Origin of the sequence: Sporosarcina sp. P20a (assembly GCF_002743175.1) — a bacterium.
Taxonomy (GTDB): Bacteria; Bacillota; Bacilli; order Bacillales_A; family Planococcaceae; genus Sporosarcina.
On sequence record NZ_PDYT01000002.1, the window covers coordinates 205,524 to 229,052 of the forward strand.

26 protein-coding genes and 1 pseudogene are annotated in these 23,529 nt (G+C 40.3%); 4 read left to right on the forward strand and 23 right to left on the reverse strand.

Going from position 1 to position 23,529, the window contains the following annotated elements:
* Positions 1 to 12: 12 nt before the first annotated feature.
* The 17 genes from CSV72_RS04430 to CSV72_RS04510 all read right to left on the reverse strand — a co-directional run bounded on the left by CSV72_RS04430 (position 13) and on the right by CSV72_RS04510 (position 17,369).
* A complete protein-coding gene (locus CSV72_RS04430; protein ID WP_099677304.1) occupies positions 13 to 1,026 on the reverse strand; it encodes a rod shape-determining protein in 1,014 nt (337 codons plus the stop codon).
* A 169-nt stretch (positions 1,027 to 1,195) separates the two neighbouring features.
* Entirely contained in the window at positions 1,196 to 1,894 is a 699-nt protein-coding gene (gene radC / locus CSV72_RS04435) for a RadC family protein (RefSeq protein WP_085131030.1), read from the reverse strand.
* Positions 1,894 to 2,493, reverse strand: coding sequence for a Maf family protein (locus tag CSV72_RS04440; protein WP_099677305.1), 600 nt, complete (start codon positions 2,491 to 2,493; stop codon positions 1,894 to 1,896). Before CSV72_RS04440 ends, radC begins: the two co-directional genes overlap by 1 nt.
* Positions 2,494 to 2,578: 85 nt before the next feature.
* Complete coding sequence (locus tag CSV72_RS04445; RefSeq protein ID WP_099677306.1) at positions 2,579 to 3,205, reverse strand: hypothetical protein; 627 nt, start codon at positions 3,203 to 3,205, stop codon at positions 2,579 to 2,581.
* 91 nt (positions 3,206 to 3,296) lie between these two features.
* A complete protein-coding gene (locus CSV72_RS04450) occupies positions 3,297 to 4,052 on the reverse strand; it encodes a prepilin peptidase (protein WP_099677307.1) in 756 nt (251 codons plus the stop codon).
* An 11-nt stretch (positions 4,053 to 4,063) separates the two neighbouring features.
* Positions 4,064 to 4,750 carry a pilus assembly protein PilO gene (locus CSV72_RS04455; RefSeq protein WP_099677308.1) on the reverse strand — a complete coding sequence of 229 codons (687 nt, stop codon included), beginning with the start codon at positions 4,748 to 4,750 and terminating at the stop codon, positions 4,064 to 4,066.
* Positions 4,743 to 5,450: a PilN domain-containing protein gene (locus CSV72_RS04460; protein ID WP_099677309.1), complete on the reverse strand. Its 708-nt coding sequence runs from the start codon at positions 5,448 to 5,450 to the stop codon at positions 4,743 to 4,745. The genes CSV72_RS04455 and CSV72_RS04460 overlap by 8 nt, the downstream gene beginning before the upstream one ends.
* A gap of 7 nt (positions 5,451 to 5,457) precedes the next feature.
* Positions 5,458 to 6,450, reverse strand: coding sequence for a type IV pilus biogenesis protein PilM (gene pilM, locus CSV72_RS04465; RefSeq protein ID WP_099677310.1), 993 nt, complete (start codon positions 6,448 to 6,450; stop codon positions 5,458 to 5,460).
* 730 nt (positions 6,451 to 7,180) lie between these two features.
* Positions 7,181 to 7,627: a type II secretion system protein gene (locus tag CSV72_RS04470; RefSeq protein WP_099677311.1), complete on the reverse strand. Its 447-nt coding sequence runs from the start codon at positions 7,625 to 7,627 to the stop codon at positions 7,181 to 7,183.
* Positions 7,628 to 7,745: 118 nt separating this feature from the next.
* The gene (locus CSV72_RS04475) at positions 7,746 to 8,957 is read right to left on the reverse strand and encodes a type II secretion system F family protein (protein WP_099677312.1); all 1,212 of its coding nucleotides are present in this window, start codon (positions 8,955 to 8,957) and stop codon (positions 7,746 to 7,748) included.
* 2 nt (positions 8,958 to 8,959) lie between these two features.
* Entirely contained in the window at positions 8,960 to 9,997 is a 1,038-nt protein-coding gene (locus CSV72_RS04480; protein ID WP_099677313.1) for a type IV pilus twitching motility protein PilT, read from the reverse strand.
* Positions 9,998 to 10,008: 11 nt separating this feature from the next.
* Positions 10,009 to 11,676 (reverse strand): GspE/PulE family protein, encoded by a 1,668-nt coding sequence (locus tag CSV72_RS04485; RefSeq protein ID WP_099677314.1) that lies wholly within the window; start codon positions 11,674 to 11,676, stop codon positions 10,009 to 10,011.
* A gap of 15 nt (positions 11,677 to 11,691) precedes the next feature.
* The gene (locus CSV72_RS04490) at positions 11,692 to 13,212 is read right to left on the reverse strand and encodes a VanW family protein (RefSeq protein ID WP_099677315.1); all 1,521 of its coding nucleotides are present in this window, start codon (positions 13,210 to 13,212) and stop codon (positions 11,692 to 11,694) included.
* A gap of 37 nt (positions 13,213 to 13,249) precedes the next feature.
* On the reverse strand, positions 13,250 to 15,115 hold the full coding sequence (locus tag CSV72_RS04495; RefSeq protein ID WP_099677316.1) for an autotransporter outer membrane beta-barrel domain-containing protein: 1,866 nt from the start codon (positions 15,113 to 15,115) through the stop codon (positions 13,250 to 13,252).
* Between the two features lie 4 nt (positions 15,116 to 15,119).
* Entirely contained in the window at positions 15,120 to 15,605 is a 486-nt protein-coding gene (locus CSV72_RS04500) for a PilW family protein (RefSeq protein ID WP_099677317.1), read from the reverse strand.
* Positions 15,606 to 15,618: 13 nt separating this feature from the next.
* Positions 15,619 to 16,050: a PulJ/GspJ family protein gene (locus CSV72_RS04505; protein WP_099677318.1), complete on the reverse strand. Its 432-nt coding sequence runs from the start codon at positions 16,048 to 16,050 to the stop codon at positions 15,619 to 15,621.
* 107 nt (positions 16,051 to 16,157) lie between these two features.
* A complete protein-coding gene (locus CSV72_RS04510) occupies positions 16,158 to 17,369 on the reverse strand; it encodes a bifunctional folylpolyglutamate synthase/dihydrofolate synthase (protein ID WP_099677319.1) in 1,212 nt (403 codons plus the stop codon).
* 59 nt (positions 17,370 to 17,428) lie between these two features.
* Between CSV72_RS04510 and CSV72_RS04515 the strand changes: the two genes are divergently transcribed.
* Genes CSV72_RS04515 through CSV72_RS04525 form a run of 3 tightly spaced genes read left to right on the forward strand, consistent with a single transcriptional unit; the run spans position 17,429 to position 19,994 of the window.
* On the forward strand, positions 17,429 to 18,295 hold the full coding sequence (locus tag CSV72_RS04515) for an ATP-grasp domain-containing protein (RefSeq protein ID WP_099677320.1): 867 nt from the start codon (positions 17,429 to 17,431) through the stop codon (positions 18,293 to 18,295).
* Positions 18,292 to 19,077, forward strand: coding sequence for an ATP-grasp domain-containing protein (locus tag CSV72_RS04520; protein WP_099677321.1), 786 nt, complete (start codon positions 18,292 to 18,294; stop codon positions 19,075 to 19,077). Before CSV72_RS04515 ends, CSV72_RS04520 begins: the two co-directional genes overlap by 4 nt.
* 2 nt (positions 19,078 to 19,079) lie before the next feature.
* Positions 19,080 to 19,994 (forward strand): MBL fold metallo-hydrolase, encoded by a 915-nt coding sequence (locus tag CSV72_RS04525; protein WP_099677497.1) that lies wholly within the window; start codon positions 19,080 to 19,082, stop codon positions 19,992 to 19,994.
* Between the two features lie 362 nt (positions 19,995 to 20,356).
* Here CSV72_RS04525 and CSV72_RS17000 read toward each other — a convergent pair whose 3' ends face one another.
* From CSV72_RS17000 to CSV72_RS04535, 3 genes and pseudogenes are all read right to left on the reverse strand, one after another.
* Entirely contained in the window at positions 20,357 to 20,596 is a 240-nt protein-coding gene (locus CSV72_RS17000; RefSeq protein WP_233191076.1) for a hypothetical protein, read from the reverse strand.
* Positions 20,597 to 20,710: 114 nt separating this feature from the next.
* Positions 20,711 to 20,956, reverse strand: a pseudogene (locus CSV72_RS17260) (GIY-YIG nuclease family protein); the annotation flags it as partial.
* Entirely contained in the window at positions 20,953 to 21,210 is a 258-nt protein-coding gene (locus CSV72_RS04535) for a DUF6980 family protein (protein WP_233191077.1), read from the reverse strand. The gene CSV72_RS04535 and the pseudogene CSV72_RS17260, both read right to left, overlap by 4 nt.
* A 93-nt stretch (positions 21,211 to 21,303) precedes the next feature.
* Between CSV72_RS04535 and CSV72_RS04540 the strand changes: the two genes are divergently transcribed.
* A complete protein-coding gene (locus CSV72_RS04540) occupies positions 21,304 to 21,888 on the forward strand; it encodes a helix-turn-helix domain-containing protein (protein WP_099677323.1) in 585 nt (194 codons plus the stop codon).
* A gap of 37 nt (positions 21,889 to 21,925) precedes the next feature.
* On the opposite strand, the gene CSV72_RS04545 is transcribed toward CSV72_RS04540, so the two are convergent.
* From CSV72_RS04545 to CSV72_RS04555, 3 genes are all read right to left on the reverse strand, one after another.
* Positions 21,926 to 22,522 (reverse strand): dienelactone hydrolase family protein, encoded by a 597-nt coding sequence (locus CSV72_RS04545; RefSeq protein WP_099677324.1) that lies wholly within the window; start codon positions 22,520 to 22,522, stop codon positions 21,926 to 21,928.
* A gap of 150 nt (positions 22,523 to 22,672) precedes the next feature.
* Positions 22,673 to 22,984, reverse strand: a complete 312-nt coding sequence (locus tag CSV72_RS04550) for a hypothetical protein (protein ID WP_099677325.1) — start codon at positions 22,982 to 22,984, stop codon at positions 22,673 to 22,675.
* 116 nt (positions 22,985 to 23,100) lie between these two features.
* On the reverse strand, positions 23,101 to 23,448 hold the full coding sequence (locus CSV72_RS04555) for a hypothetical protein (RefSeq protein ID WP_143561149.1): 348 nt from the start codon (positions 23,446 to 23,448) through the stop codon (positions 23,101 to 23,103).
* Positions 23,449 to 23,529: the final 81 nt, after the last annotated feature.

Here is a 23,529-nt window from a genome sequence, read left to right on the forward strand (position 1 = left end):
CTCCAATTAATATTATGATTGAATTTTCTTAATGAGTTCTAAATTATCCAAAGCCTTACCCGTTCCAATTGCTACACAGTCAAGCGTGTCTCCTGCTACGTATGCAGGCATTTTTGTTTCTTCAGAAATAGCTTTATCGAGGTTACGAAGTAATGAACCACCACCCGTTAAGACAATTCCACGCTCCATGACGTCTGACGCCAATTCAGGTGGTGTCTGCTCAAGCGTCTTTCTCATACCTTCAATAATCAAATCCATCGGCTCACGCAATGCTTTCGTGATTTCTTGTGAATTAATCTCCATCGTTTTCGGCAGACCTGTCAATAAGTCCCGACCGTGGATATCCATCTTTTCCGTTTTCTCCAAATCGAACGCCGAACCAATTTGCATTTTGATGTTTTCAGCAGTACGTTCACCTATCATCAATTTATATTCTTTACGGATATACGTTATGATAGCCGAATCCATGGAATCTCCACCTACACGGATCGAAGTACTCGTCACGATGCCGCCTAGAGAAATAATTGCCACTTCCGTCGTACCTCCACCTATATCGACGACCATACTGCCGGTTGGTTCCCATACTGGCAAATCCGCACCGATAGCAGCCGCAAAAGGTTCTTCAATCGTATACGCTTCTTTCGCACCCGCTTGACGTGCAGCATCGAGTACTGCGCGTTGCTCAACAGATGTAATACCATATGGCACACAAACCATAACAGTCGGCTTCGTCCATGAAGTTCCTGCTGATTTTAGCGCTTCTTTTAAATAATGACGAATCATGGCAGTTGTTGTTTCAAAATCTGCAATAACTCCTTCTCGCATGGGGCGAATGGCCACGACGGAACTCGGTGTACGTCCAATCATTGCATGGGCTTCACTACCTACCGCAACGATTTCACCAGTCGTCGTATTTTTCGCTACGACAGAAGGCTCCCTAAGCACAATACCTTTATCTTTAATGAAAACTAGAGTATTGGCTGTCCCCAAGTCAATTCCTACGTTTCTTGATCTGAAACCAAACAAGTCAATTCTCCCTTTCTATAAAACCTTCATCGGTGTTCTTAAAAGCATACACCACATTATAACGGAAAGGTAACTTAATTTACAGTGTCACCCGGCTAGTTTGCAAAAAACATCGAAAAAGAGACTGATTTCCCAGTCTCTCCACTTTTTCGCGACAAAATCCATGCTTTTAGATGTAGCCTTTGTCTTTTAAACTGATAAATTTCTGATCACCGATGATGATATGATCCAGTACATCCACACCCATGATCTGACCCGCTTCCATAAGTCGTTTCGTCACCTCGATATCTTCTCTTGAAGGTGTAGTATCACCACTCGGATGATTATGCGAAATAATCATCGATGCAGCCGAGCGTTTAAACGCTTCACGGAACACTTCACGCGGATGGACGATAGATGAATTCAAACTGCCAATGAAAATTGTCTGCTTATGTAACACTTCATTTTTCACATTCAAAAATAACACTACAAAATGTTCTTGGTTTAACGACGACATATCCGTCATCAAATAATTCGCGGCATCTTCAGGTGAACGGATCTTATACCGTTCATGTGGTGCCGTCCGATACAATCGCTTGCCGAGTTCTGCTGCGGCTAATAACTGCACCGCCTTCGCCTCACCAATCCCTTTAATCTTCGTCATCTCGTCTACCGTCAGCTCTTTCAAATCTTGTAAACGGTCGATCGTCGACAAGACACGGTTGGCGAGTACGAGAACAGACTCTGAGCGGGAGCCAGAGCGCAACAGGATCGCCATCAACTCCTGATTAGATAAACTGCTCGCCCCTTCCCGTATCAAACGCTCACGGGGCCTGTCGGCGATATGCACATCGCGGATCATCATCTGCGGTGCCAGATCAAGAGGCATTACGCTCCACCGCCTTCTACAATCAGCAACCCTTCTTGACGCATGCGGTTGACTAGATCACTGATCGGCAACCCTACGATGTTTTGATAATCACCTACCATATTTTCTACAAACAACATTCCTTGCGTTTGAATGCCGTACGCCCCTGCTTTATCTGAAGTATCTCCTGATTTTACATAGGCACGAACAAGCTCTTCATCGAGTTGCCTAAACTTCACTTGAGACAAACCAGCAAACTGAATCGTTTTACCGTTCGCTAGGATCGTCACACCTGTAATCACTTCATGCAATTCACCAGACAGCTCCATCAAAAAATCAATGGCTTGCGCGTCATCTTCCGGCTTCGGGAATACTCTGCCGTCTTTCACAACAATCGTATCTGCTGCAATGATGATTTCCTGTTCTGATTCAATTACCGCAAGCGCCTTTCGCTCCGATAATCGAACCGCATACTCATATGGCTCTTCCGGTGTAAATGGCATATCTTCATCTACATCACTAGGTCTCACCGTGAAATCAATTCCTGCAAGCTGCAATAGTTCTTTACGTCTCGGCGAAGAAGATGCGAGGACGATAGGTTTTAGACTGATAAATTTCATTGGAACAACCTCCTTTTTCATAGTGTACGCTATTCTACACGATTTGAAAAAAGGGCGAAATTCAATTCCCCCCCCGTATTTTGGGTCAAAATTGAATTTTGAAGCATGGGTCTTGGTTCGAATAGTGTGCCAACAGATGCAATCTCGCGACAGAGGAATCCTTTGTAAACGCAGTGATGGCAGTCACTTTCTTCGTAAAGTCTCCGCCTTTCTTCGCATCTTTGCCATCCTTGGACAATTCAATTTTTGATAAATCTTCAGCGAGCAATGCTTTTTTCACTTCATTGGCATCTGCAGACTTGCAAGTGCCCGGTACGACCGTAATTCTCTTCTTGAACGCATCTTCACCTTCATTCAAAACAACATCGCTCTCTTTTAGCCATACGGCCCCCCAAACGTAGAACTGTCCGCCTGCTGGCACGACAGCCGTACTTGCGAGACCCGGATTCTCTGCCACGAAATCCGTCGCTGCTTCCTGACTAGAAAACACGCCATGTTGCTTGACGAACATCGTATCTCCACCTTCAACCGCCCCTCCCTTCTCCTCTGTCTTCGGCCCGGTTGTCGCCACCGTCTCTTTCGCCTTATCTTCTTTCCCTCCAGTAGTCGATATCGTTAGCCCGATCACTAGCACCGCGACCAAGCCGATCGCCACTCCTTGCACTAACGCCCGAATCACAATGTTCTTTGAATACGTCCTGCGGAAATTCATTCCATCACTCCACTAGTTTTCTTCCACCTTACCAAAATGAACGTAAAAAAAGACGAGACTGTTGTCGTCTCGTCCATAAACATTTACCGATTTAGTTCAACAAACCTGTATACCAACTGACAAGCTGCGCACCGTAGAAATAGGCAATGAGTGCAGCGACCGCAATCGAAGGACCAAATGGCACAGGCGTCTTACGTCCTTGCTTCGTCCTTTTTAAGAAGATCAGTCCGACAATCGCGCCAATTAATGAAGCGAGAAACAGTGTCACTAACGTCTGCATAGTCCCGAGCACTAAACCGATAACGAAGAACAACTTAATATCGCCACCGCCCATACCGCCGTTCGACACGACTGCAATCAACAGCAACAAACCAAACCCAACTGCCGCTCCAAGCAAACCATCCCACCATGGCGTCAGCGGACTAACGAAGCGCAAAATGAAAATTGCGATACCAAACGGCAACAAAATTTTATTCGGAATCAACATATACTTTAGATCAGATACTGTTAAAATAACCAACATCGAAATAAACAATAACGCTACAACGAGCTCCCACTGAAATCCGAAGTGCAAGTACGCATAAACGAACAACCCACCCGTGATCAACTCCATCGCGGGATAAAGAGCACTGATTTTCTCTTTACACCCTCGGCACTTGCCGCGCAAGAACACATATGAGAAAACTGGCACCAGATCAACCGCCGTCAAATTTCGATCACACGTCGTACAGTGAGAAGGAGGCGACACGATGGATTCCTTTAAGGGCACACGCATGCCGACGACGTTAAAGAACGAGCCGAACGTAATACCATAAAGGAAGAAAAATATACTATAAAGCCATTCCATGGATTACCTCCTTACTCCGCTTTCTCGGTACCTATCATTTTATTGATTGTCGTTGGATCGAATTTAGACGCTGGTGGCGGCGCATCTACTTTAGGCGCCTCATTTTGCAAATTGACAAGATCCGGACGGAAGTACGCGTTAAACGAAATGACGACTTTCATTTCATCCACATCGGATTCCTCTTCCGTTTTTTCGGCAGTCGCTTCAAATTGGATTGTCTCTACATTCATGATCCGAATCATTTCTTCAATCTCGTAAATGAACGTATCCACTTGCTTATACGTATCTGCAGCGAGTGTTACTTCCATCAACACCGTTTCAAGATTTTGTACGTTTTCAGGCAATAATTCTATATCGAATACTTCTTTAGAAAAATTAATTCCCTCTATACGACTATTAGACTTTACTTCCGCCTTCTCTAGACGAATCAACAATGCATCTTCTAACGGAATAACAGGCACGACTTTTTGAAGTGGCGCAGACGTTACCGTTTCATTCGGATCTTTATTCGCCAATTGTTTTTGTAATGAAAACAACACATCACGTTCTGAAGCAAACTGAGCCGCTGTCTGATCCTTTGTTTCTTTCGCTGGCAAGTAGACGTTCGTTACCGTGTAGTAGACAAGTGCAATAAGGAAAATCGAGGCCAATACGACCAAACCGATTTCCATCTGACGTTTAGATAGATACTTACTCAACTGTATCGCCTCCTTCCGTATTCGCATCTACAGGAGGTTGCGGTTCTTCAGGTGCAAGTTGCTGCGGTTGTTCTTCAGCAGGTGAGGCTTCCTCTTGCGGCGCTTCAATCGCATTTGGGTCTACATCTGCATCTGTACCTGGTAGCGCACGGTCATCCACAAACTGAATGAAATAGGTAGCGAAATATCTAGGCATGACATTCTCGCGTTCTTTAATATCTAATTTTCCCGTCTCAATTCCTTCAAACGTCGCATCAATTACTAACGAAGAAGCTTTCATTCGAGTTAAATAGAGCGCAGGCTCCATCAAATCATCAAATTGTACTTTCAAAGTCACTTCGTTTGGTGCAGTGAACGTTAGCTCTTGGAAAAACCCTCGATCAGGTAATGCTTTAGAAAGATCTTCTATAAGAGGTTGCGTTTTATATTGATGCCCCTTCAGAAACTCCACCGTGGCAGCTAACTGTTCTTTTTCTTGACCAAATGCGGACAAACGCATTTGGGACGTAATACCTTCTTGTTGTTTCTGTATTTCAAATGTAGATTGTTGTAAATTTTGAGCTTCATCATCATATTTTTGAGCGAAGAAATAAAGCACACCCCAACTAATGAAAGCGACTAAAAGAATGGCAATCGCTATCCATAGAAAAGTGGTCTTCTCCCGGATCTTCTCCGGCAGTAGATTTATATCGACTAACATACGCGTATTACACCTCTTCCTTCAGCGCGAGACCAATAACTCGGTGGAAATCCGCAGTAATAGCAGTTCCGTCCACACAACTAATCGGCTCCTTCACTAAGGGAAGTGCTTCGATCGCTAAACGTTCTCGTACCATCTGCAATAATTCCTCTTGTTGTAAATAGGTTCCATTCCACACTAGATGAGTAATAGTCGAATCATTTTCCGCCAAATTAAAGCGATAGAAGTTTGCAAGCTTCTCGAGCTCCATGACAATCGTAAGTGGCTCAACCCGTTGCTCCAACTCTTCGCCTGTCGACATACTAAGGGGCAACTCAAGCTCCATCGAGCGAATGAACAAAGGATAATGGGAATAGAAAATAGACACCGTCAAACTACGCCCACGCAAATCAGCCAGGAGAATATGTTCAGTCCCCTCAAATTGATGCACATGATGTGCCAGACGATACAGGGAGAGCGGTGCGATATCCGCCACAACCGGCTCCAGCTTTACTGACTTCAGCACTTCCTCATACGTCTGGATAATACTTTCTTTCGACGCAATCAAAATCGCTTCATTCTGCACGTTATTCGCTGTATAAGGAACGACATCAAATACCGGATCATCAAACGGCAAATAAATCGTCGAACCAATCTCGATAAAGAAATGGCTTTTCAGCTCTTCATCCCCCACCGTATCTGGATATGCAACACGTCGGATAATGACATATGTATCAGGCGCCAGAAACGCCACGTCACGCTTCGCAAGATTCCAATCTTTTACAACCTCCGTCAAGACGTCCCGTAGCATGTCTTCTTCAGCTATTCGGCCTTCTTGGATAACGTGTTCCGGTAGCAGCATCTCTTTTGCTATATCTAGTACGATTGGATCCAAGGACTTTATTCGTACGTACCGAATCGCATCATCGTCCAAAGTTAACGAATAAACACGCTTTTTACGGCTGAATGTTGGAATAGAAAGTTTGGAAAGCGGGCGTTTTAAATTAGCTAAAATAGACATGAACGAACTCCTTCCAGACGAGAAACTCATGGTGTTTGGTGATTTTTTCCTAGTGAACTAGTTATGGTAAGTATAGCAAATGTGGTGGGAGAAAGAAAGATTGGTAGGGAAAGCTGACGAAATATAAGGCACTGTAGTGAATTACCTGATACCGCGGGTAAATCACCACATCCTTCCATTCATACTTTTGTAGATTTTCTACTGTACTTAATTATATCGAATATTGCTTTACGAAGGTTCTACTTAATTTTTCATCGTAATCTCTTTACTACAGATCGAGGATAATTTCGCTTCGACAAGCCCAAATATGTCATTACCTAAATTCATATCTTGAAGTTAACTACGATTTATTAACATTGTCATTCCAACAGGATTTGTAGATAAATCAAGATATTTTCCATAAAAAGTATGTTTGAATGTTAATTAATAACACAGCATTAGTTCTCTTACATTTAACACTAGCGTTTTCCGTAATGTCGGAAATGGAGAGAATAGCGATTGCTGCAATAATACCAAAAGCCAATATCACTTCAAGTATTTCTACGAGTATCATCACATAATTACTGAAAATTGTTTTAATACATTAGCACTTCTTTCACAACTTAATTAATTGTATATATACTTCAATTGGATTTTTACACATACGAATGCCTATATTTCAAAAAAGACTCTGAAGAGAATAATCTCTGCAGAGTCTAATAATAGTTTCGGCTTACTATATATTTACATATTAGCGACTGACGACAACATTGGTGCCACCAGTTTTATTATTAGCTGCATTAATATCTGCAGCTGAAGCTTCCTCGAATTTCACAGATACATTACCGTTTGTAGAAGTACCATTTATAGTTGTAGTTGTAACTTCTCCAGTCCCTTTAGTTATAGTTGCATCAGAATCTTTAAAGCCCCCTGCATCCTCTAAGTAACCTTCATCTTTTAATACAGTTGTTGTAACTGTGTTAGCTGTAGCAGTAGTCGTTTCAGCAAAATAAATATTAGCAGCAGATAAAGCATTTTGCCCATCAGCCTTCAAAGCACTTACCTTCGAATTCGTAATAATGTTCCCAATAGCTGGCACCGCAATCGCAGCAATAATCCCCAAAATAACGATAACTGCTAGTAACTCGACAAGCGTCAAACCTTTTTGATTTAATTTCTTCTGCATAAACTTTTTCATATAATTTCCTCCTCTTGTTTTTTCTTACTCTATAAATCTAGTATATCAGAGGTATTAGGAAAATAACACTAGTTTTATTGAATTAAATAAAAATTATAGATAACATTTGTTATTTCTGTTACAAACTATCTATCTGTTCAAACATACTAAACATCGGCAACATGATTGCCAAAACTATAGTCCCGACTATGGCTGCGAGGAAAACAATCATTAAAGGCTCTATTAAAGCTTTTAAGCGGTCTGTTGCTGCTTCTACTTCTTTCTCATAAAAATCAGCAACTTTTCCTAACATGGAGTCTAAAGAACCAGTCTCTTCCCCTATTGCGATCATATGAGGTATTAACGGTGGAAATGCCCAGTGGTTTAACATAGGTTCAGTTAGCGATCCACCGCGTTCCATTGATACTCTAGACTCACCAATTACTTTTGAAATAACTTCATTCCCCACGACTCTTTCCGTCATTGTTAATGCCTGTAAAATTGGCACAGAGCTTGAGAACATAGAACTTAATGTACGAGTCATCATTGCAAGTGAAGATTTTTGCGCAATGCTACCGAATATAGGTAATTTCAACAATATGGTATCAAGAATATATTTCCCTTTTGGATTATTACGGACTAAGATATAACCTACGGCAATCGCTGAAACAATTAGAATTAACAAGTACCAGTAGTTTTCAATCCATCCACTAGCCGCCATAACAGCGCGAGTTAGCCACGGTAATTGTCCGCCAACACTATCAAACATGTCGACAAACATTGGCACAACAAACCATAATAGAAAAATAACTACTGCAACAGCTATAATCCCAACGACTACTGGATATGCCATCGCAGACGTAACTTTTTGTCTCGTGCGATACGCTTTCTCGAAATGCTCCGCTAATTGATCCAGAGATTCATCCACTGTTCCTGAAACTTCTCCAGCCGCTACCATATTCAAAATTAATGGTTCGAAAACTTTAGGATGTTTGCCAAAAGCTATGGATAACGGTGTTCCTGTACGTAAATCTTCCTGAATCGAAGTCAAGATCTTCCGAAACGAAGCCTGCTCAACTTGTGCGGACAAAATCCTAACCGCATCCACAATCGTAACCCCCGCTTGTAGAAGAGTAGAAAACTGTCGCAAGAACATGATCAACTGATCTCGCTTAACCGGACTACCGATTGTTATGTCTTTCGTCAAGACCGTCTCTTTCTGTTCCACAAGACTCACTACACGAATACCTTGCCCTTTAAGTTTGATAGCTGCATCTCGTTTGTTCGTCGCGGTTACGGTACCGCGACGAATCGCTTTAGCATCTCGCCCTTCATATGTAAAACGAGCCACTTTTAATCATCCCCTTGCAAAAACGGCAATGCCGCTTCATACGAAATGATTCTCTGATCCATTAAATTCTTTACCGAGTGATCCATCATATGCATCCCCTGCGCACGGCTTGTCTGAATGACGTTCGGAATCTGGTGAATCTTCTCAGATCGTATCAAGTTCGACACAGCAGGATTATTTATCATAATCTCCGTTGCTGCGCGTCTTCCTTGCTTATCCATCGTCTGGAATAAACGTTGGGAAACGACGGCTTTCAAAACGCCAGCCAACTGCACACGAATTTGCGCCTGCTGACCATGAGGAAATACGTCTATGATTCTATCAATCGTAGATGCGGCACTCCATGTATGTAAAGTTGCAAGGACTAAGTGGCCAGTTTCTGCAGCAGTGATCGCTGTAGAAATTGTCTCTAAGTCGCGCATCTCACCTACTAATATCACATCCGGGTCTTGGCGCAATGCAGCACGCAAGCCGTCCGCAAACGACAGCGTATCAAAACCAACTTCACGCTGATCAATAATAGAAGAACCGTGCGCATGCATATACTCAATCGGATCTTCCAATGTAATAATATGCTTTCGCATTGTTTCATTCATATAACGAATCATCGCCGCAAGTGTTGTGGACTTACCTGAACCTGTAGGCCCCGTTACTAAGATTAGTCCTTGTGCTGTATCAGATAAACTCTTCAACGTTCCCGGCATATTCAAATCATCGATCGTAGGAATTTTTGTAGGAATCGTCCGAAATGCCAATGAAATCGCACCACGCTGTTGGAATGCGTTGACACGGAAACGTGAAATGCCAGCGATTTCATAAGAATAGTCAATCTGTCCAGCTTCTTTAAAAGCAGGAATCATCTTTTCAGGAATCGTCTGATAGGCAATTTCTTTTGTGTCTTCTTCAGTCATAACGGTTTCACCAAAACGTTTCAAGTCACCATGTACTCGAAAAATTGGCGGCACTCCTATAGTTAAGTGAATATCGGATGCTTTGATTTTAAAGGCTTCAGTAAGTAATTGATCAATTCTTTCCGTCACGGCAAACACTCCTAATCTAACAAGGCTACTCTCAACACTTCTTCAGTAGTTGTAATGCCTTGCTCCACTTTTTCCAAACCATCGTCTATCAGGAATATCGTTTCACTTCTCTCTGCAATCTCACGGAATACTGTAGGTGCTGCTCCGCCATTAATGGCGTCACGCAATTCAGCATTAATAATCAATACTTCATGTATCGCAATCCTTCCGCGATAACCAGTCATATTACATGCAGAACAACCTGTACCGCGATGGATCGTTTCTATCGTTTTCCCACGTCTAGCAAAAATCTCTTTTTCACGATCGGTTGCCTGTTGAATAGTACCGCAGTCCCGACAAACACGACGAATTAATCGTTGAGCTACAATCGCATTCAAAGAAGCTGTCAACAGGAAAGGCTCCACACCCATATCAAGCAATCGTGATATAGAGGCAACCGAGTCATTCGTGTGGATTGTGCTTAAAACTAAGTGTCCAGTCAATGAAGCACGTATCGCGATTTCCACCGTCTCTTTATCCCGAATTTCCCCGACCATTACCACGTCAGGATCTTGCCGTAAAATAGAACGTAACCCTGTCGCAAATGTTAACCCTACATTGGAATTCACTTGAATTTGATTAATTCCTTCCAATTGATACTCCACAGGATCTTCAATCGTAATAATATTTACCTCTTCGCTATTCAATCGATTCAAAGCTGCATATAACGTAGATGACTTACCAGAACCCGTTGGACCAGATATCAGAACGATACCATTTGGCTTCTCGATTTCTTCGAGAAAACGCTCTAGATTCGTTGGCCCAAAACCAAGCTTTGTCATGTCGTTTAACGAGCTGCTCAAGTCCAAGATACGCATAACGACTTTCTCACCAAAGACTGTCGGCAAAGTCGATAACCGCAAATCAATTGGACGGAAATCAATCATTACTTTAATACGACCATCCTGAGGCATGCGAGATTCGGTAATGTTCAAATTCCCCATAATTTTAATCCGTGCAAGTAACATGGACTGCATATGCTTTGGTAAAACTCGTTCCGTCTGCAACTTCCCGTCAATTCTAAAACGGATGATGACTTGATGTTCTTGAGGATCAATATGAATATCACTGGACTTCATAGACACCGCACTAGAAATAATTTGGTTCACTAGACGCACAACAGGAGAATCATTGTCTACAATATCATCTTGTTGCTCCATCTGACTTGCAGTCATTTCTGGTTCTTCAAACAACAAGTCATCAAATAATGCATCATCATAATATCTAGTGATCGTTCGTGTAATATCATCTTTTGAGGCAATCGCGGCTTCTATATGAAACCCTGTGGAAAGTCGTAAATCTTCAATTGTATTGTAATCCATTGGGTCCGCCATCGCGACAAATAATTTATCTCCATCTTTTTTCAACGGAACAATCATTTTTTGCTGCGCTAACCCTTTAGGTACAATGTTAAACAACTTCGGATCAAAAGGATAACGGAATAAATTGACGTGCGGAATTCCGAGTTGGAACTCCAACACTTCAATTAACTGCTGCTCCGTAATATACCCACGCTGCAATAACGCATCCCCAAGTCGCTCATCTCGAGACTTTTCCTTCAATGTACTCATCAACTGCTCATCCGTCAGCAAACCAGACTCTATTAATAAATCTCCAAGACGTTTTCTAGTTGTCGCCATCTGAATCCCCCTTTATCAATCGATTGGATTACCATTCTTGTCGACTTTAATCAGATTTCCACCTTTGTCATAATCATAGTTTACGTCATCTTTTTCACCGGAACCGTTCGAGTTACTTGAACCACTTCCATTCGATGATCCGGCGCCAGATGATCCACTGCTGCTCGTTCCAGGTCCTGAAGAAGAGCCAATATTGCCTGATCCGCTACCAGTAGATGACCCTGAACCATTGCTACCCGATCCGCCACCATTCGAAGACGAGGAACCATTTCCATTACTAGAATTTCCGTTAGATGAATTAGATGGAGTATCAGTCGGGCCATTACCTGAATTGTTGCCTTCCGTATTGCCAGAATTACTATCCACATTACTATCAGGAACTTTCTCTACTACTTTTTCTAAACTATGACGCTCGATAACTGGTTGAGGTGCATAGAAATCAATCGATACATCTTCAATTTCTTCCAAAGAACCATTCAGCAGAACATTACGTTTAACCGCAACCTCCATGCCTTTCTTACCTTTATCCACTACTTCTATCACACCCGCATTTACAAAGGCGCTATAACGAATAACCGTTTTAGGATCATACTTTGTGATTTTTTCCACTTCAGTATCGTAGCTATGCACAAATGGTAGACCTTCAATCGACAGCTCCAATTGAGAACCTGTCCAATCCGTACGGATCGTGAAGACTGTTTGATTAGGATTTGTGAAAAGGAAATCCAAATCGAGCTTACGATTAATCGCCGCTTCGAATCCTGGTTCAACGCCTGCTGGCAATTCAGTAGAAATACTTCGTTCATCCATGATCCAATTCGTTTGCAACGCTGCTTTATATAGAAGAGACGCCATAATCGTCATCTGTAAATCTGTCGCACTAGCAGACTCTTTACCTTCTAAATATTCACGGAATGAAAACGAAGAGTTCGGCTGAATCTCCAATCCATCCAAGTCTTCCATCAATAAATGCAGACCTTTTGCTAGTTCATCCACTTCATATGCAGCAGAAGCAATCACTTGTTTTTGCTCGTACAACTCCGGAATATAGTTGGCTACATATACTTGTTGTGGCATAATACCGCTCCGTAGCTGAACTTCTATTTGCGCAGCAATCGTCTCCACTTCGTCTTCACTGAAAGTCAGTGAATTGAAATTCTGCTTCATGACAGTACGTAAACCTTCACGAGAGACACTCGCTACTAATGAATTATCATCGCCACTTTTTGCCTCGTTTAGCGTAGCGTCTGGATCAAAACTTACTACTTCTGCTGGAACATCGACTTGAAGGTCTTGTACAATCAGTTGTACTGACAAATTCTGTTCAAGCTCTGCAAAATCATTTACCAGCTTTGCTTTAGCATCTTTACGATTATGCTTTGATATGTCAAACGGCCCTGCGTACGTGTGCTTGCTGAACTTTTTAAAGTTTGAGAAGAAGCCGTCGCCAGCGTATGCTTGTTGGGCGAATACTGCGGAGATGACCAGTAGTAGAACGCCTAAAGCTAGACTAATGTTGTATTGTTTTGGTTTCATTTGGGTGATCACCTTTTCATTCATTTCTTTATGAAGATCAATATGTTACTTTTTCTAAAACAGGTGGCAGCCATTTAACAGATCCGGTTTCTTGAGGAGTAGCGGGATCTTTAGGTACATCTGAGCTAATTATGCCGCATTTCTTTTCAAATTCATCAGTTGAAAGTTTAATGATATTTTTCTTTTTATGATTAGAGGAATTGGAATAGTATATATTACTATCATCATCAATAATCAAGCTTCTAACATTAAAATCCTTGACACAAACTTTTGATTCTTCCATATTCATAATATCTAATTTTATATAATCTGCATACACTACAGAATCATCTAACTTTAATGCATTACCACTTGTAATTCTGTTTGCAATTAACAGGCTATCTTCCATCTCACCACCGTTACCCAACGTTAATATTCCACCAATTCTTAAATTAGTATCATCTATCTTAAATATTTGAGAGGAGCTGTAGTCTCCCATAACAACCATATTTACATCCTCTAAATCAGTCCCATTTGTAGCAGAAACACTTCCACCTACATAAACATCTGACTCGTCTATTTTTAGTGTCAAATGGTTATTAGTAAAATTGCCAACTATTTTTATTATTGAGTTTTCTATATCAGAACCTTTAGTTGTTCTAACATCTCCGGAAATCGAAACATTAGATTCTTTCACTTGGAATAGAGGGTCCCCATTAGTAGTAAGCGATCCACCGATATCTAAATTCGAGTTCTCTATAACGACGCCACCAGATGTGTAACTATTAGTTACTTTTAAATCCGTTTTATTAAATTTGTTATTGGAAGAATTAATAGTTAAATTTTTTGTGCTTATAACTGATTTTTCTATATTCGCTCTTTGTATGGTTAAATTACCTGATAAAGCCATTTGGACTGCATCGAATTTTGCAATTGAATCCTGTCCAGTATTGGTATAATTTACAGCTTTCATTTTTGTTTTATTTAGAGATGTAGAACCGCCATTAGCCGTTATATCATTACCAACTACCACTTCTGTATCTTCTATAACTATATTTTTACTTGTAAAGTTTTGAATTATATTCATAAATGAATTTACTATAGAGATAGTTCCCCATGAATTCAATGTATTATTTAAATATATACTAGATTTTTTTATAGTGTAGCTAGATTCACTAATACCGTTAACATCACACTTCTTATTTTCAATCTTATTATCAGATGATATACAAATCACACCTTGTTTTGGTATACCGATAATCTTCATAGGACTGAGTGGTTCTACTGGTTCCTTTAATGATGGCATCATCACAAGACTACCACCAGAAGGTGGTACAACTCCCGGATCAACAGGTACGGTACCACCTGCAAGTTCAACTTTAGGGAATCGATAGCTCAATTCAAACACCAATATCTTATCCTTTTCTTGTAACTTCACACTTTGAGGCAAGTATCCTCTCACTGTACCTTTTACAGTGAAAATAATATCTCCTTTTTCTATGGTTCTAACCACGTCTGCCGTAATCAGTTTATGGCTATAATCAACATTGTTTAGTGCTTTTGCTGTCTCAGATTCAAGCTCACTCGCACGCTTATTTAACTTACCTTCAAAATTCTTTGCAATCTCACTTTGTATAAACAAATAGTCGATTGGCGATTCTTCTCTCTCAATTGCTTTGCGCTCTAAGCTATTAAATTCAGCTTTTAACGCAACTTCGTCATAGATTTTTTTCAATTCCCACGTATAATACTCAACACCTGATTCCGCTGATACAACTACTAAGTTATTTTCATCCACGGTTTTCTCCTGCGTCATATTACTTAACGCCCCCCGCATAAAAACAGCAGTTATTATAGTAATAAAAACTACTACAAATAAAACAATAATTAACGCATACCCTTGTTCATCTTCTGATTGACGCATCACGTTAACTCCCTTCATTTGTTTTATTTGGATCTTCAGTAATATAACGTGATAAAATCGTAGATACTACAACTTGTCTAGGTTGTCTTTTCGAATTAACGATGGAATCGAACACAGTAAAATCAGAGAGTTCGTAAGGTGCCTTGGTAGGATTAATTAATTCTTCCTCCGTATTAGGTCCGTAATGATACTGATTACTAATCACACCATTGTAGGAATCTAGTGGCTCCTCCTTATCTTTCATGCATTCAGTAACTTTCACTTCGTCATAACTAATAGTCAATCTATATGTATAACATTGACGGTGTGTCTGCTGAAGTTGAGAAATAATATAATTTGACTCCTGTTGCAATCGTAAAACTGAAGTTTCAGATACATTAAATTGAGAAGCAATTGAAACAGTCGCCCACAGGATTCCAGTCACTATTGAAAGCAGAGTTAGGGTTGCTAATACTTCAACTAATGTCATTCCCTCTTCATTCTTCTTCATGACATCCCCTCCTCTAATCTAATTCTATATAACCGAATGTTTCACTAATTACTTTTTCCTCTTTCAGGATTTTAATATTTATTCTATATAGCTCTCTCACTCTTTCAGGTTCTTTTTTTCCTACACCACTACATGTTTGATTCCCTACATTATGACATTCAACCTCTAGAACGTAATCAGAACGCTCAATACTGTATATTTCATAATCATCAGGACCTAAACTATCTTTTGTTTTTGTACTTGCATTTAATACTGTTGAATTTCTCTTTAAATCCACTAATTCTTTCCTTGCTATATTCATAGTCTGCAATTTTGTCTCTGTCCGTTCATTCACATTCACCATCTGAGGAAATATCGTCATAAAGCTAATGAAAACAATCCCAAGAATCGTTAGTGATGCTAGTATTTCCACCAATGTAAAGCCTCTCTCATTCTTCCGCTTCATGACGTTACTCCTCCCCCAATAATATTTATCATCACATTTTACTACACCTACTAAAACTAAATACCTTACTATAAAACTAACAGTCTATAAATCTCACTCTATTAAGCCTATTGTCTCATTAAACCACTTAATAAGTAAAGAGAGCCAACGACTACTTTTATGTGTTTTTGCGAACATTTCAAATCTACTTCTTCAAATGAAATTATTTGGCCCTCTTCTATAGGACAAACAGCCCGCAAATCCCCCGCTTTAGCAGCCTGCTCATGCGGAAAATCAACAAACGTAAAACTATTCGCAAGCGGCGCCAATATCTCTAACGTCGCTTTATAATCTTTCGTATTCAACATGCCCACAACCCAGTCCACTTTCTCCCCTGGAAACTGCTCTTCAATTGTACGCACTAACATAGTAGCCGCTGCTGGATTATGCGCGCCGTCTATATAGACATTCTCGGCAATCTTCTGGAATCTAAACGGCAGTGAAACATGCGCAATAGCATCAGCGACACTGTCTTGTTTTAAAGGTACCCCCGCCAATGATAAAGCTTCCAATGCCACTGCATGATTCATTGCCTGATGCGGCCCTTTCATATTTCGTACAGGAATTTCAAAAGTAGACATACCACTGAATATCTCAGTCTCCCCTGATTCCATCATGAACTCTTCTCCATAAGCTCGCACCAAACTTTTATTCGTTTTCGCCTCTGCCAGCACAACTTCTTTCGCTTCTACCGGCAACTCCCCTATAATGACAGGAATGTATGGCTTAATAATGCCAGCTTTATGTTCAGCAATTTTCTCTATTGTATCCCCTAGAAACCCAATATGATCTAGCGCAATCGACGTAATGACGGATACTAAAGGCGTCACGACATTCGTGCTGTCGTATCTGCCACCCATCCCCGTCTCAAGCAACACATAATCAGGTCCTGCGTTACGGAACGCTAAAAATGCCGCCACTGTCAGCAATTCAAAGTCTGTCAGCATACCACTCAATCCTGCCGCTTCCATCTCCTCAAACACGTATTCGAGTTCTTTTTGTTTAATCGGCTTTCCATTGATTCGAATCTGGTCATGTACATCGAGTATAGCGGGTGAAGAAAATACGCCTGTTTCAAATCCATGTGCTTGTAACACAGCTTCCATGACCGCAATCGTCGAACCTTTGCCGTTCGTACCTGCCACATGAATAATTCGTAAATCTTTCTCGGGGTTCAACACACTCGCCAATGCCTCTTCGATCGCATATAACCCGGGTTTAATCTCATCGTCACTCATAATGTCAAATTGTTTTTTATATTCATCAAGTTTTGGAATCAAAGAAATTCCTCCTGTGCTAAAATTAAGTTATATACAGTATAGCAAAGGTGGCGTCGGGATTGAAAAGTTGTTGGGTTATTTATAATGGTAGTTTAACGAGTGATAAATTCGCTGATCAAGCACGGCTTATACAGGAAGCGGCAGAGCGTGCTGGTGTACAGACGACAATCTTAAAAAATTATGAAATTCAGATGGATCTGCAAAACGAAGTGAATGATGCACCTGATTTCGTCGTCTTCCTCGATAAAGATACGTTGCTTGCGCAGTATTTAAAAAATATGGGAATCCCGGTCTTCAATGATCCTGAAGTCATTGAGACATGTGATAATAAAGCAAAGCAGTATCTTGAACTAGCAAAGCATGGTGTCGCGATGCCGAAGACGATCATCGCACCGAAAGTCTATCCTAATTTCACGATTGCAACTAGCGGATATTATGAAAATGTCCTTGAAACTCTTCGATTACCTATGATTATTAAAGAAGGTCATGGCTCATTTGGTATGAAAGTATATTTGATCGAAACAATAGATGCGTTCTATGAGAAAGTCGACGAACTGCGTGGCGTCGATTATGTTTTTCAAGAGTTCATTGAGACGAGTAGAGGTCGTGACTTACGTGTCAATATAGTAGGCGATCAAATCATTGCGGCTATGTACCGCCACTCCGAGACAGATTTTAGAGCGAATATTACGAACGGCGGCGTAGCTGAAGTGGTGGAATTGACTAGTGCACAGAAAACACTAGCTATGGAAGCGGCGAAAGCAGTTGGAGCGGAATTCGCAGGTGTGGATTTGTTATTCGGCCCGGATGAACAGCCCCTCGTTTGCGAAGTGAACGGTGCAGCGCATATCCGTAACCTCTTGAACGTCACCGGCATTAACGTAGCCGATGCAATGATCGCGTTCATTTTGGAGAAGATTAAATGAAAGGCGCGGTCTACTATAATGAGGTCGAAGCGAAGAGGAATCACGCGTTTATCGATGATCTGCTGCTAGAAGCAAAAAATCTAGATATTGAATTAAAGCTACTAACTGATTCGCCTACTGAGCCGCTTGATTTCATTTTATTCCGCGATCGGGATCCTTCATTAGCTTTGGAATTGGAACAAGCGGGGTATCGAGTGTTCAATCGAGCGAGTGTACAGAAAATCGCTAATGATAAACTACGTACATTTGAACTTGCTACTCTACTCGGTATTCCCACCATTCCTACATTTAGAGTGGATCAACTCCCCCCCTTGCACTTTGTAATGAAAACGCGGGGAGGTCATGGCGGCAGCGAAGTATTTCTGTGTGAATCTGCACAACAAACTAAAGATGTTCTAAGTCAGTTCGGTCATAATGAACTAATCGCGCAACCTTTCATCAAATCTGCTGCGACGGACGTCCGCGTATTTATGCTCGGCAATGAGGTATTAGGTGCTGTAAAACGAACCGGAGCGAAAGATTCATTCAAATCCAATTACACGTTAGGTGGCACAGTGGAAAAATATACGTTGAACGACACTGAAACCAATCAAGTACAAACGATTTCCCGGGCAATTTCGAGCGACTATATTGGCATTGATTTCATACTTCCAATTGCAGGTGGCTGGTTACTGAATGAAATCGAGGATCCAGTTGGTGCCCGTTCACTCTATCAAACACATGAGTTTTCAGTAGCGGAGAAATTATTAGAATATGTCAAAAACCAGTTAGGTGATGAATGATGATAAGAAAACGCTATACTAATTTGGACGACGTAGATACGAGTAAATCAGTACGAGATATGATTCGTTGGCAGAAAGAACGTAATGAAAATAAGAAAGATTTACGGACCGTAATCAAACAAGCACCAAATAAAGAAATAGAAAAAATCGTTGCCAATCGATCCAATGCATCCATTACTTGGATTGGGCACTCCACGTTTTTGATTCAAATTAACGGGTTTAATATACTTACAGATCCAGTTTGGGCAAAACGAATGGGATTTCAGAATCGGTTGACGGAACCAGGAATTGAACTAGATGAATTGCCAGAGATTGACGTTGTGTTTATTTCACACGGACATTATGATCATTTGGACTTCGGTACGATTAGACGTCTGAAAGGTAAACCTACATATTTTGTTCCTGTTGGCTTGCGGAGAAAGTTCCAAATAAGAGGAATTAAAAATGTCATCGAAGCGGAATGGTTTGATTCATTTGTGTTTGAAGGCATGAAGTTCTCGTTCGTTCCAGCGCAACATTGGACGAAGCGGACATTGACCGATACGAATACCTCTCATTGGGGTGGCTGGATTTTGGAAAGTGCCGAGCATTCGATTTATTTCGTCGGGGATACGGGATATTTCCGTGGTTTTTCAGAAATAACAAAGAAATTCACGATTGATACGGTGCTTATGCCGATCGGCGCGTATGAGCCAGAATGGTTTATGAAGGAGAGCCATCTCACACCTGAGGATGCAGTGAAAGGATTTTTAAATGTAGCCGGGAAAATATTGATTCCGATGCATTATGGAGCTTATCATTTAGCAGACGATACAGGACCGGAAGCACTTGAAAAGCTGAATGCTGAGTGGAACAGATTGCAGTTGGATGAACATCGATTAAAGAGGTTGCTTATTGGAGAGACATTGTGGTTATAACAAAAAGAGACTATCGCAGAAAGTCATTCCTCAATGATTCACTGTGACAGTCTCTTTTAAGTGGGGAGTTGAAACCCATTTAATCTCTGGCGTTGGCTTTTGCTAGGAAGGCCGTCATGAGCGATAAAAAGATCGGTACGATACTCCATAAGAGAAATTTCCAATTACTCGTGACTAGTGATAAAACCAAGAAAAACATGAGTGCTAGAATCGCAATAATAACAGCGTGCCTTTGAAGTTTTTTCATTTTCAATTCCCTATCCATTAGATTTCATTATGTAATGTTAATAAGAACATCATGCATAGCGCCAAAATTGATATATTTACTACTATTATGTAGTAGATATAGCGCAAGCCGCTTCTTAAAACCAATCTTTATAGCGCCTTCTGCCTACAGCCACTTTTTTCGCTTCATAGCGTGGATATAAATCCATGAGTATATATTCCATTTCCTCCGTCGTTAATATATCAAGTATTTTGTTTCCTTTCGAACGTGTATATACGTCTGTTCGAAATTGCTTATCGATTTTTCTATACAGTTGTCTATATAATCTACCCGTATAGTTTTCTTTCATTTCTACAGTACCCAGAAACGTCACCATATGATATATCATCCTTTTATACCGTGTGACGATATTAGGAGTATACTCCGAGCCTGCCCTTTTTCTGTTTGTCGGTTGGGAAACTACAATCCAATTGCGTTCTTTATAAAACTCGATTGCCTCCAACTCAAACGTGTAAAACTCCAATTCTTTACTTCGATCGATATTTTTTACAATAATGTATCTTGTGTCAGGATCTATATATAATAGCAGCCTATGAAGATCATGTTCATATTTCTCAATGCGCTTAAGATGCTCTAGCCATCTGATTAAAAAATTCACTCGAGTCTGCCCTACATATACTATATTCAGTTTCTTATTTAGAATTACATAGATACCACAACCTAATAGCTCGTTCATAATGCATTCCCACACCAAGGACAAAAAGAAATACCGACACTAGAAGTACCCCCATCATGAATTAACAATCCATAATCTTGATCTGTTTCATCAAATAAAATCAATTGATCCGGACAATCAAACGGTTCGTCGTGTATATCACATGTGAAATCTGCATGATACGTCATATCCTCGCAACAATGTTGTTTCATTCCTATCCACCTTTCTTTCGCTTCCCAGTACTGTTCATTCATATTATCTAGTAATTTTACCATGCTAGTACATATGAGTGTAACAAACTCCACGGAACGTTTGTTGATGCACGTGAGATATACGCCTATGATATATAGAGAGCAGGAGGGAAAACGATGGATACAAGTAAAGTTGGAGAAGTAATCTATACATTGCGCAAAGAAAAAGGATTCACACAGAAACAATTAGCCGATCAAATGAATATCTCGGATCGCACCATTTCAAAATGGGAGCGCGGATATGGTTGTCCTGATGTAACGCTTTTATCCAGTTTATCTACGCTATTAGGTGTAAATATTGAAAATATTTTAGATGGTGAATTACTATCTAATGAATTTATAGGAGGAAATATGAAAAAATCAAAGTACTTTGTATGCCCGTCTTGCCAAAATATTGTATTAGCAACAGGAGATGTTACCATATCTTGCTGCGGAAGGAAGCTGGAAGCGCTCCAAGCGAAGAAAGCGAGCGAGGAAGAAAAGCTTACGATTGAAGAAGTGGATAATGAACGTTTTATTTCAAGCGATCACCCGATGACAAAAGAACATTATATATCCTTTATCGCATTCGCTACTGGTGATCAAGTTCAAATCATAAAACAGTATCCTGAGTGGAGTTTCCAAACACGCCTACCAAAACGAAAACATGGCACCTTGTTATGGTACGATACTCAGTTCGGTTTATATTATCAATATATCTAAAATGCAAGAAGCACTTCTCTTTATGAAGTGCTTCCCTCTATCCATTACTTCTGAAGAAGTCTATCGTTTGCTTACAGGTGATATAAGCTAATTCTTCATTGTATGCATAAGTATAGGGATCACTAAAACCGTGCTGCCCTTCATACATATATACATCTACATTCGGCTTCTCTAATTTTAAAAGCATTTCATTTACATCAAATGACTTCTCGGCATTCGGAAAATACAACAACGTCGGGCATGCTGGATGAATCCCTTCATAATCCCTAATTCGTGACCCATAATATCCAACAATGCCATCCACACACTCATCCTCACTGCATAACCAAGCAATTGTCGCTCCTACGCTGAATCCAAGGATAAATACTTTTTTGTACTGATCTTTCATATCCATTAGTAGTCCTTTTACTTTATGTGCGCTGTTTTCGAAACCCACTTGTTCCATAAATTTTTCATAAGCTAACTCTTCTTGCGAATATTCATAAGGTATTTCCTGTGGTAACAGATTTGGACAGATCACATCGAATTTTTTCTCAAACAACGATTGACAAACGTCTTTCATAAATGGATTGATTCCGTAGATTTCATGAAGAACTATGATACAAGTTTCAGAAGTAGGCTTGGTTTTAATCATTCATTTTCTCCTCACGTAACTCATCCTTATATTTATTCATGAAGCCGATTTACTAGAAGTTACCGATCCAATTAAGAGAACGACCACTAACGCAGAAACTACTTTTTTCATCATATCGAAAGCCTCTTTTCTAGATCATGTCTTATACAATTACATTTCTTCTTGATTACCATAACTCTCATAGGCAAAATACCCACCTAATAAACCAAATGAAGAACCTAGACTAAAGGCAAATCCTAACGAAATGGGAGACATCATACTGATTAGCAAACCAAGTATACAACCAGCCAACATTCCAAGAGGTATCAAACTATCCAACAACGTCTGAGCGCTCTTCGTTTTTTTCTTAGGCAACGTACCTTGCTTCATTTTCCGATCCAGTCTCTTAATAACAAATACTACAATAAGGCCAGCTATTATAATCGGTAAGACAATACCCAAGATTTCGATAATTACTTGCATAACTAAACTCCTCTCTGCTCTTACTGATAATAATATTATGTAAACTAGTTTGATGGATTTTTAGTATAAGCTTCACAATTCTTAAGGTGACTAGCACCACTAGGAATGATTCTCTACTACTCAATTAACACATTCCCTACATATTCTACCGTTCCACTATCTGCGAGAAGATGTAAAACCATGATATATTCACCCTTCTCATTAGGCATGTTGAAAACTTCCCCGTCTACCTTGATTTCTGTCTTAATGCCATTTTTAGTTACATAGACGTTCAACTTCCTGATAGCAAAATCCTGGGTAACAAACACGACTCTCATTTCTTGCCCTTTATGGTAAACTAATGTTTTCTGATCTCTTGCGACTGACAAAATATCATCTGTTTTCTTAGTATATAATTTGTCCGAATCCCACTCGATATTGACTACAGTCAATTCTTCTGTATCAGGATATTCCGTATTATTCATTAGCGTAACATCTGGAGGGGTGAAATCATAATTCTCTCCAAAACATGCTGTTACTAGAAGTGTTGAAAATACTATAATTCC

What these genes read in the sequence shown, in the direction of transcription:
- radC (WP_085131030.1), bottom strand. Translation starts at nt 1,894, where the DNA reads ATGCCTCTTGATCTGGCACCGCAGATGATGATCCGCGATGTGCATATC.
- CSV72_RS04440 (WP_099677305.1), bottom strand. Translation starts at nt 2,493, where the DNA reads ATGAAATTTATCAGTCTAAAACCTATCGTCCTCGCATCTTCTTCGCCG.
- CSV72_RS04445 (WP_099677306.1), bottom strand. Translation starts at nt 3,205, where the DNA reads ATGAATTTCCGCAGGACGTATTCAAAGAACATTGTGATTCGGGCGTTA.
- CSV72_RS04450 (WP_099677307.1), bottom strand. Translation starts at nt 4,052, where the DNA reads ATGGAATGGCTTTATAGTATATTTTTCTTCCTTTATGGTATTACGTTC.
- CSV72_RS04460 (WP_099677309.1), bottom strand. Translation starts at nt 5,450, where the DNA reads ATGTTAGTCGATATAAATCTACTGCCGGAGAAGATCCGGGAGAAGACC.
- pilM (WP_099677310.1), bottom strand. Translation starts at nt 6,450, where the DNA reads ATGTCTATTTTAGCTAATTTAAAACGCCCGCTTTCCAAACTTTCTATT.
- CSV72_RS04470 (WP_099677311.1), bottom strand. Translation starts at nt 7,627, where the DNA reads ATGAAAAAGTTTATGCAGAAGAAATTAAATCAAAAAGGTTTGACGCTT.
- CSV72_RS04485 (WP_099677314.1), bottom strand. Translation starts at nt 11,676, where the DNA reads ATGGCGACAACTAGAAAACGTCTTGGAGATTTATTAATAGAGTCTGGT.
- CSV72_RS04490 (WP_099677315.1), bottom strand. Translation starts at nt 13,212, where the DNA reads ATGAAACCAAAACAATACAACATTAGTCTAGCTTTAGGCGTTCTACTA.
- CSV72_RS04495 (WP_099677316.1), bottom strand. Translation starts at nt 15,115, where the DNA reads ATGCGTCAATCAGAAGATGAACAAGGGTATGCGTTAATTATTGTTTTA.
- CSV72_RS04500 (WP_099677317.1), bottom strand. Translation starts at nt 15,605, where the DNA reads ATGAAGAAGAATGAAGAGGGAATGACATTAGTTGAAGTATTAGCAACC.
- CSV72_RS04505 (WP_099677318.1), bottom strand. Translation starts at nt 16,050, where the DNA reads ATGAAGCGGAAGAATGAGAGAGGCTTTACATTGGTGGAAATACTAGCA.
- CSV72_RS04520 (WP_099677321.1), top strand. Translation starts at nt 18,292, where the DNA reads ATGAAAGGCGCGGTCTACTATAATGAGGTCGAAGCGAAGAGGAATCAC.
- CSV72_RS17000 (WP_233191076.1), bottom strand. Translation starts at nt 20,596, where the DNA reads ATGGTGACGTTTCTGGGTACTGTAGAAATGAAAGAAAACTATACGGGT.
- CSV72_RS04535 (WP_233191077.1), bottom strand. Translation starts at nt 21,210, where the DNA reads ATGGTAAAATTACTAGATAATATGAATGAACAGTACTGGGAAGCGAAA.
- CSV72_RS04540 (WP_099677323.1), top strand. Translation starts at nt 21,304, where the DNA reads ATGGATACAAGTAAAGTTGGAGAAGTAATCTATACATTGCGCAAAGAA.
- CSV72_RS04545 (WP_099677324.1), bottom strand. Translation starts at nt 22,522, where the DNA reads ATGATTAAAACCAAGCCTACTTCTGAAACTTGTATCATAGTTCTTCAT.
- CSV72_RS04550 (WP_099677325.1), bottom strand. Translation starts at nt 22,984, where the DNA reads ATGCAAGTAATTATCGAAATCTTGGGTATTGTCTTACCGATTATAATA.
- CSV72_RS04555 (WP_143561149.1), bottom strand. Translation starts at nt 23,448, where the DNA reads ATGAATAATACGGAATATCCTGATACAGAAGAATTGACTGTAGTCAAT.